We start from the raw sequence: 15,016 nt of genomic DNA, 5'->3' as shown, positions 1-15,016 counted from the left end.
GAGTGAACGCGCACAGGAGCGGTCATGCCCGCAACCCGCCGGCCGTCGACGGAGCTAGAAAGAGCGCAACACCACCCGCACCCCCGCAAACCGTCAGGTGATGCTGTGAATCCGCTCATGGGACGCATTCCCGTACTGGACGTCCGCCCCTCGGTCGACTGTGGCCGCCGCCCCGCCAAGGCGGTGGTGGGCGAGACCTTCGAGGTCACGGCCACGGTCTTCCGCGAAGGGCACGACGCCGTCGCCGCCAACGTGGTGCTGCGCGGCCCGTCCGGCCGGCCGGGGCCCTGGACCCCGATGCGCGAACTGGCCCCCGGCACCGACCGGTGGGGCGCCGAGGTCACCCCGGACGCCGAGGGCGACTGGTCGTACACGGTCGAGGCGTGGAGCGATCCGCTGGCGACCTGGCGGCACACCGCGCGGATCAAGATCCCGGCGGGGATCGACTCGGAGCTGGTCCTCGCGGAGGGCGCGCTGCTGCACGAGCGGGCCGCGAAGGGCGTGCCGAAGAAGGGCGGCGGCCGGGAGGCGGTGCTGGCGGTCGCGGACACGCTGCGCGACGAGTCCCGGCCGGCCGCGGTGCGGCTGGCGGCGGCGCTCGCCCCGCGCGTGCTGGAGTCCCTGGAGCGGCACCCGCTGCGGGAGCTGCTGTCGGCCTCGCCCGCGCTGCCGGTGCGGGTCGAGCGGGAGCGGGCGCTGTTCGGCTCCTGGTACGAGTTCTTCCCGCGCTCCGAGGGGGTGCGCACGGTGCGCGGCCGGACCGTGCCGGGGAACTTCCGCACGGCGGCCGAGCGGCTGCCGGCGATCGCGGCGATGGGCTTCGACGTGGTCTACCTGCCGCCGATCCACCCGATCGGCGTCACCCACCGCAAGGGCCCGAACAACTCGCTGTCGGCGAGCCCGGAGGACGTGGGCGTGCCGTGGGCGATCGGCTCGCCGGAGGGCGGGCACGACGCGGTCCACCCGGACCTGGGCACGATCGAGGACTTCGACACTTTCGTGGCGCGGGCGCGGGAGCTGCGGCTGGAGGTCGCGCTGGACTTCGCGCTCCAGTGTTCGCCGGACCACCCGTGGGTGGAGAAGCACCCGGAGTGGTTCAGCCACCGTCCGGACGGCTCGATCGCGTACGCGGAGAACCCGCCGAAGAAGTACCAGGACATCTATCCGATCGACTTCGACGGCGCCGGCGACGGCATGGACGGGATCGTCGCGGAGACGGTCCGGGTGCTGCGGCACTGGATGGCGCACGGGGTGCGGATCTTCCGGGTGGACAACCCGCACACCAAGCCGGTGGTCTTCTGGGAGCGGGTGCTGGGCGAGGTGAACCGGACGGACCCGGATGTCATCTTCCTGGCCGAGGCGTTCACCCGGCCGGCGCTGATGCGGACGCTGGGCACGGTCGGCTTCCAGCAGTCGTATACGTACTTCACCTGGCGCAACACCAAGGAGGAGCTCACGGAGTACCTGACCGAACTCTCCGGGGAGGCCGCGGCGCACATGCGGCCGAACCTCTTCGTGAACACCCCGGACATCCTGCACGCCTACCTCCAGACCGGCGGCCGGCCGGCCTTCGAGGCGCGGGCGGTGCTCGCCGCCACTCTCTCGCCCACCTGGGGTGTGTACGCCGGGTACGAGCTGTGCGAGGGCACCCCGCTGCGGGACGGCAGCGAGGAGTACCTGGACTCGGAGAAATACCAACTCAAGCCCCGTGACTGGGAGTCGGCGGAGCGTTCGGGGGCCTCGATCGCGCCGCTGATCACCTCCCTGAACCGGATCAGGCGGCGCCACCCGGCGCTGCGCCGGCTGCGGAACCTGACCTTCCACACGACCGGCAACGAGTCCGTGATCGCGTACTCCAAGCGCAGCGGTTCGAACATCGTTCTGGTGGTCGTCAACCTCGACCCCCACCACACCCAGGAGGCCACGGTCTCGTTGGACATGCCGGAACTCGGCCTGGACTGGCACGAGACCGTGCCGGTGCGCGATGAGCTCACCGGCGAGACCTATCACTGGGGCAGGCACGCCTACGTGCGCCTAGAGCCGGGTGTCACGCCCGCGCACGTACTCGTCCTGCGACCGTCCCCGCAGACCGGAGGGTCACCCACATCATGACTGTCAACGAACCCGTCCCCGACACCTTCGAGGACACCCCCGCCAAGGACCGCGATCCCGAATGGTTCAAGCGGGCGGTCTTCTACGAGGTCCTGGTCCGCTCCTTCCAGGACAGCAACGGAGACGGAGTAGGCGACCTGAAGGGCATCACGTCCCGCCTGGACTACCTCCAGTGGCTGGGCGTCGACTGCCTCTGGCTGCCGCCGTTCTTCAGGTCCCCGCTGCGGGACGGCGGCTACGACGTCGCCGACTACACCTCCGTGCTGCCCGAGTTCGGCGACCTCGCCGACTTCGTGGAGTTCGTGGACGCCGCGCACGCCCGCGGGATGCGCGTGATCATCGACTTCGTCATGAACCACACCAGCGACCAGCACCCGTGGTTCCAGGAGTCCCGCAGCGACCCGGACGGCCCCTACGGGGACTACTACGTCTGGGCCGACGACGACAAGCAGTACGCGGACGCCCGGATCATCTTCGTCGACACGGAGAGCTCCAACTGGACCTTCGACCCGGTCCGCAAGCAGTACTACTGGCACCGCTTCTTCTCCCACCAGCCGGATCTCAACTACGAGAACCCGAAGGTGCAGGAGGAGATCATGTCCGCGCTGCGCTTCTGGCTGGACCTGGGGATCGACGGCTTCCGGCTGGACGCGGTGCCGTACCTGTACCAGCGGGAGGGCACCAACTGCGAGAACCTGCCCGAGACCCACACCTTCCTGAAGCGGGTCCGCAAGGAGATCGACGAGCACTACCCGGACACGGTGCTGCTCGCCGAGGCGAACCAGTGGCCGGAGGACGTCGTCGACTACTTCGGCGACTTCCGCTCGGGCGGCGACGAGGCCCACATGGCCTTCCACTTCCCGGTCATGCCGCGCATCTTCATGGCGGTCCGGCGCGAGTCCCGCCACCCGGTCTCCGAGATCCTGGCGAAGACCCCGCAGATCCCCTCCGGCTGCCAGTGGGGCATCTTCCTGCGCAACCACGACGAGCTGACCCTGGAGATGGTCACCGACGAGGAGCGCGACTACATGTACGCCGAGTACGCCAAGGACCCGCGGATGCGGGCCAACATCGGCATCCGGCGCCGTCTCGCCCCGCTCCTCGACAACGACCGCAAGCAGATGGAGCTGTTCACCGCGCTGCTCTTCTCGCTGCCGGGCTCCCCGGTGCTGTACTACGGCGACGAGATCGGCATGGGCGACAACATCTGGCTGGGCGACCGGGACGGGGTGCGCACCCCGATGCAGTGGACACCGGACCGCAACGCGGGCTTCTCCTCCTGCGACCCGGGGCGGCTCTACCTGCCGGCCATCATGGACCCGGTCCACGGCTTCCAGGTGACCAACGTGGAGGCGGGGATGGCCTCGCCGTCCTCGCTGCTGCACTGGACGAAGCGGATGATCGAGATCCGTAAGCAGAACCGTGCCTTCGGGACCGGGACGTACACGGAGCTGCCCTCGACCAACCCGGCGGTGCTGGCCTTCCTCCGCGAGACCACCCCGGAGGAGGGGCTCGACGCCGACCTGGTGCTGTGCGTGAACAACTTCGCCCGGCACGCGCAACCGACCGAGCTGGACCTGCGCCGGTTCGACGGGGTGCGGCCGGTGGAGCTGATCGGCGGGGTGGAGTTCCCGGCCATCGGCCAGCTGCCCTATCTGCTCACCCTCGCCGGGCACGGGTTCTACTGGTTCCGCCTCAAGCGGTCCTGAAGTACCGTCAATTCAGTTCTGTCCCGTGCGGGACGGTTTCCCCCGTCCCGCACAGGGAACTGTGTCCCACAGCCGATTCAGGTCCATACGGGCCTTCTTGCCGGGCCCATACGGATCTTCCCCTTCCGACACGTCCCGCACATCCGGACAGCCGAAGCCGCAATCCGGGACACTCTGCGCATTTGAACGCATACGAAAGCCGCTTGCGCACCCCGGGGAAAGGACGCGATGCCATGCCGGAGACCGCCGCATCCACCTCCCGGGCCCCGGACGCCCTCCTCCCGTCGCTCACCCCCCTGCTCCACGGCTGGCTGCCCCGGCAGCGGTGGTTCGCGGGCAAGGGCCGCCGGGTCACCGGATTCACCCTGGAAGCGGCCACCGAGCTGCTGCCGCTGGACGGCACCGGACCCGGACTCCTCCATCTGCTCGTACGGGTCGAACAGCCCGGCCGCCCGGCCGGAACACCCGCCGACTGCTACCAGTTGCTCCTCGGCGTGCGGCCCCAGCTGCCGCCGCGCCTCGCCCCCGCCCTGATCGGGCGGATCCGGCAGGGCCCGCTCGCCGGCCGGGCCGTCTACGAGGGGCTGCGCGACCCGCGGCTCGCCGGACTGCTCTGGGAACGGCTGCGCGCCCCGGGCCGGATCGGCCCGCTGAACTTCCGCGCCACCGCGCCGCTGCCGCCCGCGCTGGCCCCCCGGATACTCGACACGGAGCAGTCCAACTCCTCGCTGGTCTATGGAGATTCGTTCATCCTGAAGATCTTCCGGCGGGTCAGCCCCGGCGCCAACCCCGACCTGGAGCTGCCGCTGGCGCTGGCCGGGGCGGGCTGCGCCCGGGTCCCCGCCCCGGTCGCCTGGTTCGAGACGGGCGCGGCGACCCTCGGGGTGCTCCAGCCCTATCTGCGGGACTCCCGGGACGGCTGGCGGCTCGCGCTCGACGCGCTGGCCGACGGGCGGGAGTTCACCGACGAGGCCGCCGCGCTCGGCCGGGCCACCGCCGAGGTGCACCTGGCGCTCGCCGCCGCGCTGCCCACCGAGCGGCTGCACCCGGCCAGGTCCCGCCGGCTCGCGGCGGCCATGGACGCGCGGCTGCACGCGGCCGCGCAGGCCGTCCCCGCGCTGCTCCCCCATGTGCCGGGCCTGCGCGCGGTCTTCGGCGCGGCGGCGGACGCGCTGGGCGCGGGCCGGCTCCAGCGCATCCACGGCGACCTGCACCTGGGCCAGACCCTGCGGGGCGCCGACGGGGCCTGGGCCGTGATCGACTTCGAGGGGGAGCCGGCGAAGCCGCTGGACGAGCGGCGCAGCCCGCAGCCGACCGTGCGCGACATCGCCGGAATGCTGCGCTCCTTCGACTACGCGGCCCGCACCCACCGCCCGTGGAACGCCGAGTGGGCGGCCCGCTGCCGGGCCGCGTTCTGCTCCGGCTACGCGGAGGCCGCGGGCGCCGACCCGCGCGACGACCCGGCGCTGCTGCGCGCCTACGAGACGGACAAGGCGGTCTACGAGGTGGTGTACGAGGCCCGGCACCGCCCCGACTGGCTGCCGGTGCCGATGGCCGCCATCGAGCGCCTGGCGAGTTCCGTGTGACCCCGTTCGGCCGAGCCGGCCGGGGCCCGGACCTGCGAGATGTCCGACTTGCCCCGTTCAGCGGAGTTTCCCCCGGCCGCGCCGGGCCGTTGCGTACGCGTACCCCCCTTCCCCTCGCCCTCCAGGAGGCACCCCGGTGACCCCCCGACCCGCAGGCAAGACGGCAGGCAGCACGCGGCAGGCGCCACCGCTGGACCCAGGCGACCGGGCCCGGCTGATCGCCGGAGAGCACCACGACCCGCACGGGGTGCTCGGCGCCCACCCGGTCAAGGGCGGGGTCGCGGTGCGGGTGCTCCGCCCGTGGGCGAAGGCGGTGACCCTGCTGCTGGCGAAGGACCGGCGGGTCCCGCTCCTCGACGAGGGCGACGGGCTGTTCTCCGGGCTCGTGCCGCTGCTGCGCAAGGTGCCGGAGTACCGGCTGCTGGTGCGGTACGGCGAGCCCGACGGCACGGGCGCCGCCGACGAGCTGATCCTGGAGGACCCGTACCGCTTCCTGCCCGCCCTCGGGGAGCTCGACCTGCACCTGATCGGCGAGGGCCGGCACGAGGAGCTGTGGACGGCGCTCGGCGCCCGGGTGATGACCCACCAGGGCACCGCGGGGACCCGCTTCACCGTGTGGGCGCCGAACGCCCGCGGGGTGCGGGTCACCGGCGACTGGACGTACTGGGACGGCGGCGCGCTGCCGATGCGCTCGCTCGGCTCCACGGGTGTCTGGGAGCTGTTCGTGCCGGGTGTCGGCGAGGGCGCGCTGTACAAGTTCGACATCGCCCGCCCGGACGGCTCGCGCACGGTCCGCGCCGACCCGATGGCCCGGCGCGCCGAGTGCCCGCCGAACACCGCCTCGGTGGTGACCGACGACCACCACGTGTGGGGCGACGCGGAGTGGATGGCGCGGCGCGGGGCCCGGCCGCACCACGAGGCGCCGCTGTCCGTGTACGAGCTGCACCTGCCGTCCTGGCGCCCGGGGCTGTCCTACCGGCAGCTCGCCGAGCAGCTCCCGGCGTACGTGCGCGACCTCGGCTTCACCCACGTGGAGTTCATGGGGGTCGCCGAGCACCCCTTCCACGGCTCCTGGGGCTACCAGGTCACCGGCTTCTACGCGCCGACCGCCCGGCTCGGCACCCCCGACGACTTCCGCTTCCTGGTGGACGCGCTGCACCAGGCGGGCATCGGGGTGCTGATGGACTGGGTGCCGGCGCACTTCCCGCGCGACGACTGGGCGCTCGCGGAGTTCGACGGGCGCCCGCTGTACGAGCACGAGGACCCGCGCCGCTCGGCCCATCCCGACTGGGGGACGCTGGAGTTCGACTACGGGCGCAAGGAGGTCCGCAACTTCCTGGTGGCCAACGCCGTGTACTGGTGCGAGCGCTTCCACCTCGACGGGCTGCGGGTCGACGCGGTCGCCTCGATGCTCTACCTGGACTACTCGCGGGAGCACGGCGAGTGGCTGCCGAACGAGTTCGGCGGGCGGGAGAACCTGGACGCGGTGGCCTTCCTCCAGGAGATGAACGCCACCGTGTACAAGCGCTGCCCGGGGGTGGTGACCTTCGCCGAGGAGTCCACCGCCTGGGACGGGGTGACCCGGCCGACGGACCAGGTGGGCCCCGGCGGCTTCGGCGGGCTCGGCTTCGGCCTGAAGTGGAACATGGGCTGGATGCACGACTCCCTGGGCTACGTCGGCAAGGAGCCCGTGCACCGCAAGTACCACCACCACGAGATGACCTTCTCGATGGTGTACGCGTACAGCGAGAACTACATCCTGCCGATCTCCCACGACGAGGTGGTGCACGGCAAGCGGTCGCTGGTGTCGAAGATGCCCGGCGACTGGTGGCAGCAGCGCGCCGACCACCGCGCCTACCTCGGCTTCATGTGGGCCCACCCCGGCAAGCAACTCCTCTTCATGGGGCAGGAGTTCGCGCAGGGGGCGGAGTGGTCGGCGGACCACGGGCCCGACTGGTGGCTGCTCGACCCCTCGTACGGGGCGGAGGCCGACCACCGGGGGGTGCGGGACCTGGTGCGGGACCTCAACACGGTGTACGCGGGCACGCCCGCGCTGTGGGAGCGGGACACCTCGCCCGAGGGCTTCCAGTGGGTGGTGGGCGACGCCGCCGAGGACAACGTCTTCGCGTTCCTCCGCTTCGACGCCGTCGGCTCGCCGCTGCTCGCCGTGTGCAACTTCTCGCCGGTGGTGCGGCACGACTACCGGCTCGGCGTGCCGGACTCCTTCGCCGCCTGGGCGGAGGTCCTGAACACGGACGCGGCCCGGTACGGCGGCGGGGACGTGGTGGGCACCGACCCGGTGAAGACCGAGTCGGTGCCGTGGCACGGGCGCTCCGCCAGCCTGCGGATGACGCTGCCGCCGCTGGCGACGGTCTGGCTCAGGCCGGCCTGATCACGCCCAGCCGCTGGGTGGCCCGGGTGAGCGCCACGTACAGGTCGTTGGCCCCGTGCGCGGCGCCCGCCCGGATGCCGTCGGGGTCGACGACCAGGACGGTGTCGAACTCCAGGCCCTTGGCCTGGCGCGGGTCCAGCAGCACGACCGGCGCGGTGAGGTCGGGCTTCGGCCCGTACGAGGCGCCCGGGAGGGCCGCGAGCAGCGCCGGGTGCAGCGCGGGCGGGGCGATGACCGCGAGCCGCCCCTCGGCGCCCCGCTCGGCGGCGACCGCGTCGGCGGTCTCCCGCACCGGGTCCGCGACGGTCCGGTCCCAGGGCTCCACGCCGGTGGAGCGGACCGAGCGGGGCGGCTCGAAGTCCGGGTCGGCGGCCCGCCGGGCCTCGGCGGCGACGGCCATGATCTCGGCCGGGGTGCGGTAGTTGACGCCGAGCCGGACGAGCTCCCAGCGGTCCTCGACGTACGGGGCGAGGATCTCCGTCCAGGAGCCGACGCCGGCCGGGTCGCCGGTCTGCGCGGGGTCGCCGACGAGGGTCATGGAACGGGTGGGGCTGCGCCGCATCAGGAGCCGCCAGGCCATCGCGGAGAGCTCCTGGGCCTCGTCGACGATGATGTGCCCGAAGGCCCAGGTCCGGTCGGCGGCGGCGCGCTCGGCGGCGCTGCGGTGGTCGGCCTCCTCGTGCCGGTCGGCGAAGCGCTCGGCGTCGATGACGTCGTGCGCGGAGAGCACCTCGGAGGCGTCCCTGTCGAGCTCCTCCTTGTCCTCGAACTCGTAGGTGCGGGAGGCGAAGGAGACGTCGAGGACGCCCTGCGCGTACTGGATCCGCTTCTGCCGCTCGGCCTCCTCGGCGGCGCGGGCGGCGGAGTCGTCCTCCCCGAGCAGCTCGGCGGCCTCGTCGAGCAGGGGGACGTCGGCGGGGGTCCAGGGGCCGTCGCCGGTGCGCCGGATCGCCTCGGCGTCGGCCTCGTCCAGGTGGGTGGGCTCGGCGAGGTAGCCGGCCAGGAACTCCTGCGGGGTGAGGGCGGGCCAGAGGGTGTCGAGGGCGCCGTGCACCTCGGGGTTGGCGGCGATGCCCTTGGCGAGCAGGGCGCGGTCGTCCGGGCCCAGGAAGTTGGGGCCGCCGTAGGGGTCGGCGCCGATCCGGTCCGCGAGCTGCTCCGCGAGGGCGTCCAGGACGTGGAAGACGAAGTAGGGGCGGGCCAGGTTGTGCGGGAGGCGGGTCTCGCGGGCCTTGTGGCGGGCTTCGAGGGCCATGTCCCAGTCGACGACCAGGTCGCCGTCCTCGTGCGGGACGGTCAGCGGCTCCTCGCGCTCGGGGACCTGCTGGCGGTCGCGGACGGCGGCGGCGAGGGCCCCGGCCATGGCGGCGGAGCCCTTGACGGCGGCGGCCTCGGGGGTGTCGGCGCCGGTGGCGCGGACGCCGGGGAAGAGCTCGCCGGGGGTGGCGAGCAGGACGCCGGTCTCGCCGAGGGAGGGCAGCACGTTGCCGATGTAGCCGAGGAAGGCGGGGTTGGGGCCGACGATGAGCACGGCCCGCCGGGCGAGCTGCTCGCGGTGGGCGTAGAGCAGATAGGCGGCGCGGTGCAGGGCGACGGCGGTCTTGCCGGTGCCGGGGCCGCCCTCGACGACGAGGACGCCGCGGTGCGGGGAGCGGATGATGCCGTCCTGTTCGGCCTGGATGGTCTGCACGATGTCGTGCATCCGGCCGGTGCGGGCCGCGTCGAGCGCGGCGAGCAGCACCTCGTCGGCGTCGCGGCTCTCGTGTCCGGTGTGGGTCGCGTCGGCGAGGTCGAGCACCTCGTCGTGGAGGGAGACGACCTCGCGGCCCCGGGTGGTGAGGTGCCTGCGGCGGCTGAGGCCCATGGGCTCGTAGCCGGTGGCGAGGTAGAAGGGCCGGGCGATCTCGGCGCGCCAGTCGACGACGAGGGGGGTGCGGTTCGGGTCGTCCTCGCGGATGCCGAGGCGGCCGATGTGGTGGTCGCGGCCGTCCCGGAAGACGAGCCGGCCGAAGCAGAGGCCGGTCTCGCCCGCGTCGAGGGCGCCGAGCAGCCCGGACTGCTCGGCGACCAGCACGTCCCGCTCCAGGCGGGCCTGGGCGCTGCCCTCCCCGGAGGTGGCGAGCGCCCTCGCGACCCCGGCCTCGGCCTGTTCCCTCAGGTCGTCGAGTCGTGCGTAGAGCTCGGTGATGAATCGCTGCTCTTTCCGAAATTCCTCGGTCCGAGATTCCTCGCTTGACAATTCGACTCCCGGCGCGATACGGTGCGTTTAGTGAACTTCTCCGTGTCTTTGTTATGTCCAGACACGGAATCTATCAATATACGCGATGCATCGCCCCGGCTGGCTGTTCCAGTCGGGGTTTTCTGCGTCCCGGCGCGTTGCCGGGGTGTCGTCGGGGTGTCGTCTGGGCGGGTGCGCCGGTCAGGCCCCGGCGGGCGCCAGGACGTCGGCCAGCTCCTCCCGGAGGCGCCGCTTGGGGCGGGCGCCCACCATCGACCTCACCGGCTCGCCCCCGTCGAAGACCATCAGGGTCGGCGTCGCCATCACGCCGTACCTCACGGTGGTCGCCGGGTTGTGGTCCACGTCGATCTCCACGATCCGCAGCCGCTCCCCCTCCTCCTCGGCCAGGGCCGCCAGCACCGGCTTCAGCTGCCGGCACGGCCCGCACCAGGCCGCCGTGAACTTCACCAGGACCGGCACCCCGGACCCCAGGACCTCGGTGCCGAAGTCCGCGTCCGTGACCTCGGCCACGCCCGTCGCGTACGTCATCGTTCCGTACCTCCCAGTTCGCATCGCGGTTCCGGGCCGCCCGGCAACTCCGCCTCGGCCCGCAGCAGTTGCGCCCCGACCTGGGCGCGCACCGCCGTCAGCTGATCGATCAGCCCGTCGAGCTCGGCCAGCTTGCGCCGGTAGACGGCCAGCGACGCCGGGCAGGCGTCGCCCGCCGGGTGCCCGGCCCGCAGGCAGTCCACGAAGGGGCGGGTCTCCTCCAGGTCGAAGCCGAAGTCCTGGAGGGTCCGGATCTGCCGGAGCAGCCGGAGGTCGTCCTCGTCGTAGGTGCGGTAGCCGTTGTCCGTGCGCCGCGCGGTCAGGAGGCCCCGGGACTCGTAGTAGCGCAGAGTCCGCGTGGTCGTGCCCGCCCGCTCGGCAAGCTCGCCGATTCGCATGACCACGAACGTACGCCTTGACGCCGACGTCAAGGCAAGCGCGGGCGCTCAGGCGCCCGGCGGCAGCAGCGGCTTCCGCTCGACCGGGGAGGTCAGGACGATCGAGGTGGTGGTGCGGCCCAGCGCGGAAACCTGCTCCAGGACCTCCTCCAGGTGCACGGTGTCGGTCACGGCGACCTTGAGGATCCAGCAGTCCTCCCCGACCACGTGGTGCGCCTCGCGGACCTCGGGCCGGTCGAGGAGCTCCAGGGTGCGGGGGTGCCTGAGGGTGTAGCCGCCGTGCGGGTTGACCCGGATGAACGCCTGGATGCCGTAGCCGAGGCGGGCGGCGGAGACCTGGGCGCCGTAGCCGGTGACCGCGCCGCAGGACTCCAGGCGGCGGACCCGCTCGGCGACGGCGGCGGGGCTGAGCCGGACCCGCCGGCCGAGCTCGCTGAGCTTGATCCGGCCGTCGCTCTGGAGGAGGTCCAGGAGCTGCCGGTCGATGGGGTCGAAGGCGCCCGCCGTCGTTTCGACGGCGGTGGCGCGCAGCGGCCGAGGTTCCTTCGGCGCGACGGCCCTGACTCCCATGTTTCCCCCTTCAGTCGCCGAGCGCACAACGTAACACTTGAGCCATGGACATTCTCATCATCGGCGGCAACCGCTATTTCGGAAAGCGCCTGATAACGCGCCTGCTGGCGGCGGGACATGGGGTGACGGTGCTGAACCGGGGTTCCGCCCCGGCTCCGGACGGGGCCGTTCGGCTGGTCGCCGACCGCAATGACGAGGCCGCCCTGGAAAAGGCCCTCGCCGGGCGGTATTTCGACGTCGTCGTCGACCAGGTCTGCTACACGCCGCGCCAGGCGGAGATCGCCCGGCGGGTGTTCGCGGGGCGGACCGGGCGCTATCTGATGACCTCCACGGTGGAGGTGTACGGCGACGAGGACTCCCCCGTCCCGGTCGCCGAGGACGTCCTCGACCTGGCGTCGGTGGCGGTGGACACCGCGCTGCCCTGGGAGGACCCGGAGTTCCTCGACACCCATTACGGGGAGGGGAAGCGGCAGGCCGAGGCGGTGTTCGCGGGCGGCACCGCCTTCCCGTGGGCCTCGGTGCGGGTCGCGCACGTGCTGGGCGGCGACGACGACTTCACCGGGCGGGTGGCGCACTACGCGCGGCGGATCCGGGCGGGCGAGCCGATCGCGGTGCCGCCGGTGAACCGGCCGGCGACCTATGTGTACGTGGAGGAGATCGCCGACTTTCTCGCCTGGGCCGTCTCGGCGGAATTCACCGGGCCCGTCAACGCGCATTCCCATGGGCCGCTGACCACGGCCGACATCTGCGCCGCGGTCGAATCCCGGGTGGGCGGCAGGACCGTGTTCCAGGAGACCGAGGTCGGCGAGGTCTCCCCGTACTCTTTCACCCGCTCCTACGGAATGGATAATTCCCGGGCGGAGGCGCTCGGATTCCGCTTCTCGCATTCCTCGGAATGGCTCGCGCGGGCCGTCGCCGAGACCGTGCCCGAGGCCGGGGTCGGGGCGGCGGGCGCGTGACGCGGCACCGCACGCTCGGCGGGGTGAGCGTCGGCGCCGTCGGGCTCGGCACGATGCCGCTGTCCATCGAGGGCCACCCGGACGAGAGCCGGGCCCTCGCCACCGTCCACGCGGCCCTGGACGCCGGGGTCACCCTGCTCGACACGGCCGACTCCTATCACCCGCCCGGCGGGGAGCCCGGCGCGGGCGAGCGGCTGGTGGCCCGCGCGCTGGCCGCGTACGGCGGCGGCCGGGACGCGGTGCTGGTGGCGACCAAGGGCGGCCGGGGCCGGAGCGCCGACGGCGGCTGGACGGTCGACGGGCGCCCGGAGCACCTGCGGCGGGCGGCCGAGGGGTCGGCGCGCCGGCTGGGCGCCACCCCGCTCGGGCTGTACCAGCTGCACAAGCCGGACCCGGCCGTGCCGTACGCGGAATCCCTGGGCGCGATACGGGAGTTGCTGGACGCGGGGACGGTCCGGCTGGCCGGGGTGTCCAACGTGGACGCGGGGCAGATCCGGCTGGCCCGGGAGATCCTGGGCGAGCGGCTGGTGTCGGTGCAGAACCGCTACTCGCCGGGTGACCGGGACGCCGGGCCCGAGCTGCGGCTGTGCGCGGAGCTGGGCCTGGCCTTCCTGCCGTGGAGTCCGCTGGGCGGCATCTCCCGCAGCTCCCTGGACGGCCCCTCGGCCCGGGGCGAGGACCCCCGCCTCGGCGCCTTCCACCGGGTGGCGCGGGCGCGCGGGGTGAGCCCCCAGCGCGTCGCCCTCGCCTGGCTCCTGGCCCACCCGGGCCAGGTCCTCCCGATCCCGGGCGCCAGCCGCCCGGAGTCGGCCCGTGACTCGGCGCTGGCGGCCGAACTGGTGCTGACGGAGGGTGAGTTGGCCGAGCTCGGCTGGTGAGGCCATGCCTGCCCGGTCGGGCCTGAGGCGCCCCGGACGCGGACCGGGCGCGTACCGGCCCCGGACGCGGACCGGCCCCGGCCGGGGGAACGGCCGGGGTCGGTCCGCCGGGGCCCGGATCCGGCTCAAGGCCCGGGAGCCGGGGTCAGACGCCCGCGCGGGCGCGCTCCTCGCCGTCGTCGGCACGGTCGCGCGGGTCCGGGAGCTCGGGCGCGCCGTGGCCGTCGTCGACCAGGGTGGTCTCGTCGAAGGGGATGTTCCCGGCCAGCACCTCGGTCACCCGCGCCTTGTCGATCTCCTTGGTCCAGGTGCCGACGAGGACGGTGGCGACCGCGTTGCCCGCGAAGTTGGTGAGGGCGCGTGCCTCGCTCATGAAGCGGTCGATGCCGACGATCAGGCCGACGCCGTCGACCAGGTCGGGGCGGTGCGACTGGAGGCCGCCGGCCAGGGTGGCGAGCCCGGCGCCGGTGACACCGGCCGCGCCCTTCGAGGCGATGATCATGAAGACGAGGAGGGAGATCTGCTCGCCCACCGAGAGCGGGTTGCCCATCGCCTCCGCGACGAAGAGCGAGGACATCGTCAGATAGATCGCGGTGCCGTCGAGGTTGAAGGAGTAGCCGGTCGGCACGGTGATGCCGACGACCGGCTTGCTCACGCCCAGGTGCTCCATCTTCGCGATCAGCCGCGGCAGCGCCGACTCCGATGAGGAGGTGGACAGGATCAGCAGGAACTCCCGGCCCAGGTACTTGAGCAGGGCGAAGACGCTCACCCCGGCCACCAGCCGCAGCAGCGCGCCGAGCACCACGAAGACGAAGAGCGCACAGGTGACGTAGAAGCCGATCATGATGACGGCGAGCGACTTCAGCGCGTCCATGCCGGTCGCGCCGACCACCGCGGCGATCGCGCCGAAGGCGCCGACCGGGGCGGCCCACATGATCATGGCGAGGATCCGGAAGACCAGCCGCTGGATGTGCCCGATGCCGCGCAGCACCGGCTCGCCCGCCGAGCCCATGGCCTGGAGCGCGAAGCCCGCGAGCAGGGCCACCAGCAGGGTCTGGAGGACCTCGCCCTCGGTGAAGGCGGAGACCAGGGTGGTCGGGATGATCCCGAGGAGGAAGTCGGCGGTGCCCTCGCTCGCCCCGGCCGCCTGCTTGGCGCCCGCCTCGGCGAGATCCTTGGTGAGGTGGAGGCCGGAGCCGGGCTCCAGGAAGTTGCCCACGACGAGGCCGATGGCGAGGGCCACCGTCGACATCACCAGGAAGTAGCCGAGGGCGAGCCCGCCGACGGCGCCGACCTTGGCGGCCTTGCGGACCGAACCGACGCCGAGCACGATCGTGCAGAAGATGATCGGCGAGATCATCATCTTGATCAGGCTGACGAAGCCGGTGCCGAGCGGTTTCAGCTCGACGGCGAAGCCGGGTGCCAGGAAGCCGACGGCTACGCCGAGCACGACGGCGCCGATGACGGCCAGATACAGATAGTGGGTGCGGTCCCGTCGAGCGGCCACGGGCTCCTCCTCGTACGCAGGGGGGTCGTCCACGTCCCGGTGGACCCCGCGACTATCCATCAGCGCTGTGACCGGGGTCACGCTTGCGTGCCTTTCGGTCACGGCCGCGGGTCCACATCTCGGTCCCGGCACGATTCC

The 15,016-nt window shown here is 72.7% G+C and carries 11 protein-coding genes; 6 read left to right on the top strand and 5 right to left on the bottom strand.

Annotated elements, in window-relative coordinates; genetic code table 11:
• Positions 1-117 precede the first annotated feature (117 nt).
• From AB0C99_RS23620 to glgB, 4 genes are all read left to right on the top strand, one after another.
• Complete coding sequence (locus AB0C99_RS23620; protein WP_362478282.1) at positions 118-2,112, top strand: alpha-1,4-glucan--maltose-1-phosphate maltosyltransferase; 1,995 nt, start codon at positions 118-120, stop codon at positions 2,110-2,112.
• A complete protein-coding gene (treS, locus tag AB0C99_RS23615) occupies positions 2,109-3,821 on the top strand; it encodes a maltose alpha-D-glucosyltransferase (protein WP_362478279.1) in 1,713 nt (570 codons plus the stop codon). Before AB0C99_RS23620 ends, treS begins: the two co-directional genes overlap by 4 nt.
• A 233-nt stretch (positions 3,822-4,054) precedes the next feature.
• Positions 4,055-5,407: a maltokinase gene (locus AB0C99_RS23610; RefSeq protein ID WP_362478272.1), complete on the top strand. Its 1,353-nt coding sequence runs from the start codon at positions 4,055-4,057 to the stop codon at positions 5,405-5,407.
• Positions 5,408-5,543: 136 nt separating this feature from the next.
• Positions 5,544-7,799 (top strand): 1,4-alpha-glucan branching enzyme, encoded by a 2,256-nt coding sequence (glgB, locus tag AB0C99_RS23605; protein WP_362478269.1) that lies wholly within the window; start codon positions 5,544-5,546, stop codon positions 7,797-7,799.
• Here the strand turns inward: glgB and AB0C99_RS23600 are convergent.
• The 4 genes from AB0C99_RS23600 to AB0C99_RS23585 all read right to left on the bottom strand — a co-directional run bounded on the left by AB0C99_RS23600 (position 7,786) and on the right by AB0C99_RS23585 (position 11,534).
• Positions 7,786-10,038 (bottom strand): ATP-binding domain-containing protein, encoded by a 2,253-nt coding sequence (locus AB0C99_RS23600; RefSeq protein ID WP_362478267.1) that lies wholly within the window; start codon positions 10,036-10,038, stop codon positions 7,786-7,788. The two genes, glgB and AB0C99_RS23600, sit on opposite strands and share 14 nt — an antisense overlap.
• A gap of 180 nt (positions 10,039-10,218) precedes the next feature.
• Positions 10,219-10,566, bottom strand: a complete 348-nt coding sequence (locus AB0C99_RS23595) for a thioredoxin domain-containing protein (protein ID WP_362478264.1) — start codon at positions 10,564-10,566, stop codon at positions 10,219-10,221.
• Positions 10,563-10,964: a MerR family transcriptional regulator gene (locus tag AB0C99_RS23590; RefSeq protein ID WP_362478261.1), complete on the bottom strand. Its 402-nt coding sequence runs from the start codon at positions 10,962-10,964 to the stop codon at positions 10,563-10,565. The genes AB0C99_RS23595 and AB0C99_RS23590 overlap by 4 nt, the downstream gene beginning before the upstream one ends.
• A gap of 48 nt (positions 10,965-11,012) precedes the next feature.
• On the bottom strand, positions 11,013-11,534 hold the full coding sequence (locus tag AB0C99_RS23585) for an Lrp/AsnC family transcriptional regulator (protein WP_362478259.1): 522 nt from the start codon (positions 11,532-11,534) through the stop codon (positions 11,013-11,015).
• A gap of 44 nt (positions 11,535-11,578) precedes the next feature.
• Here AB0C99_RS23585 and AB0C99_RS23580 point away from each other — a divergent pair, with 44 nt between their 5' ends.
• A complete protein-coding gene (locus tag AB0C99_RS23580) occupies positions 11,579-12,493 on the top strand; it encodes an NAD-dependent epimerase/dehydratase family protein (RefSeq protein WP_362478257.1) in 915 nt (304 codons plus the stop codon).
• Positions 12,490-13,371 (top strand): aldo/keto reductase, encoded by an 882-nt coding sequence (locus AB0C99_RS23575; protein WP_362478254.1) that lies wholly within the window; start codon positions 12,490-12,492, stop codon positions 13,369-13,371. Before AB0C99_RS23580 ends, AB0C99_RS23575 begins: the two co-directional genes overlap by 4 nt.
• A gap of 145 nt (positions 13,372-13,516) precedes the next feature.
• On the opposite strand, the gene AB0C99_RS23570 is transcribed toward AB0C99_RS23575, so the two are convergent.
• Positions 13,517-14,878 carry a cation:dicarboxylase symporter family transporter gene (locus AB0C99_RS23570; protein WP_362478252.1) on the bottom strand — a complete coding sequence of 454 codons (1,362 nt, stop codon included), beginning with the start codon at positions 14,876-14,878 and terminating at the stop codon, positions 13,517-13,519.
• Positions 14,879-15,016 lie beyond the last annotated feature (138 nt).

Origin of the sequence: Streptomyces sp. NPDC048659 (genome assembly GCF_040650575.1) — a bacterium.
Classification (GTDB): domain Bacteria; phylum Actinomycetota; class Actinomycetes; order Streptomycetales; family Streptomycetaceae; genus Streptomyces.
The sequence above is the reverse complement of the archived record's forward strand: the minus strand, read 5'-3'. Positions and strand labels throughout refer to the sequence as shown.

Bases quoted from the DNA above. Each gene is read 5' to 3' on its own strand.
- treS (WP_362478279.1), top strand. From the start codon at position 2,109: ATGACTGTCAACGAACCCGTCCCCGACACCTTCGAGGACACCCCCGCC.
- AB0C99_RS23595 (WP_362478264.1), bottom strand. From the start codon at position 10,566: ATGACGTACGCGACGGGCGTGGCCGAGGTCACGGACGCGGACTTCGGC.
- AB0C99_RS23580 (WP_362478257.1), top strand. From the start codon at position 11,579: ATGGACATTCTCATCATCGGCGGCAACCGCTATTTCGGAAAGCGCCTG.
- AB0C99_RS23590 (WP_362478261.1), bottom strand. From the start codon at position 10,964: ATGCGAATCGGCGAGCTTGCCGAGCGGGCGGGCACGACCACGCGGACT.
- AB0C99_RS23585 (WP_362478259.1), bottom strand. From the start codon at position 11,534: ATGGGAGTCAGGGCCGTCGCGCCGAAGGAACCTCGGCCGCTGCGCGCC.
- AB0C99_RS23610 (WP_362478272.1), top strand. From the start codon at position 4,055: ATGCCGGAGACCGCCGCATCCACCTCCCGGGCCCCGGACGCCCTCCTC.
- AB0C99_RS23620 (WP_362478282.1), top strand. From the start codon at position 118: ATGGGACGCATTCCCGTACTGGACGTCCGCCCCTCGGTCGACTGTGGC.